The sequence below is a fragment of the Arthrobacter sp. 05T410 genome (genome assembly GCF_056396505.1).
Genome location: NZ_JBFTLP010000048.1, coordinates 1 through 1083, shown reverse-complemented (window position 1 = coordinate 1083; position 1083 = coordinate 1). Strand labels below are relative to the sequence as shown.

Below are 1083 nucleotides of genomic sequence, written 5' to 3'. Positions count from 1 at the left end.
CACGGTGAGGCGAAGGTGTTCGGTGTTGGCGGTGATGCCCCGGACGCAGCGGGCCGTGAGGGTGCGGCACGCGGCTTCGAGGTGGGAGATGCTCTTGTGGAGGCTGTGGACGATGATGGGTTCGAAGGCGTTGAGCTGGAGCTGGCCGGCCTCGGCGGCCATGGTGATGGTGACGTCGTTGCCGATCACCTCGTAGGCGACCTGGCTGACCACTTCCGGGATGACCGGGTTGATCTTGCCGGGCATGATCGAGGAGCCGGACTGCACCGCGGGGAGGTTGATCTCGCCGAAGCCGGCGCGCGGGCCCGAGGAGAGCAGCCGGAGGTCGTTGCAGATCTTGGAGAGTTTCACGGCGACCCGCTTGAGCACGCCGGAGAGGTGCACGAAGGCGCCGACGTCCTGGGTGGCCTCGATCAGGTCCACGGCCGTGACGAGCGGCAGGCCGGTGATTTCGGCCAGGTGCCGGCAGGCGGCCTCGGCRTAYCCGGCGGGGGCGTTCAGGCCGGTGCCGATCGCGGTGGCGCCGAGGTTGATTTCGTGGATCAGCAGGTCGGCYTCGGCCAGGCGGAGCCGGTCCTCGCCGATCGTGACGGCGTAGGTGCCGAACTCCTGGCCGAGGGTCATGGGGACGGCGTCCTGGAGCTGGGTGCGGCCCATTTTCACCACCGTGCGGAACTCGAGGGCCTTGGCGGCGAAGGCGTCTTCGAGCTCGGTGAGGGCCTGGAGCAGTTCCCGGGCCGCGAAGATCGTGCCGAGCTTGACCGCGGTGGGGTAGACGTCGTTGGTGGACTGGCTGAGGTTGACGTGGTCGTTGGGGTGCAGCCGGGCGTAGTCGCCCTTCGGGTGCCCGAGGATTTCCAGGGCSCGGTTGGCGATGACCTCGTTGGCGTTCATGTTCGAGGAGGTCCCGGCGCCGCCCTGGATGACGTCGACGACGAATTGTTCGCTGAGTTTGCCGTTCATGACCTCGGTGCAGGCTTGCCCGATGGCGGCGGCACGCCCGGCGTCGAGCAGTCCGAGCTCGTGGTTGGTGCGGGCGGCGGCGAGTTTCACGGCGGCCAGGCCGCGGACCAGGTGCATGTT

The 1083-nt window shown here is 68.4% G+C and carries 1 protein-coding gene; it reads right to left on the bottom strand.

Annotation, left to right across the window (positions count from 1 at the left end):
* The coding region (locus AC1DFR_RS22320; protein WP_476874502.1) for an aspartate ammonia-lyase at positions 1–1083 on the bottom strand (1083 nt) is incomplete at both ends.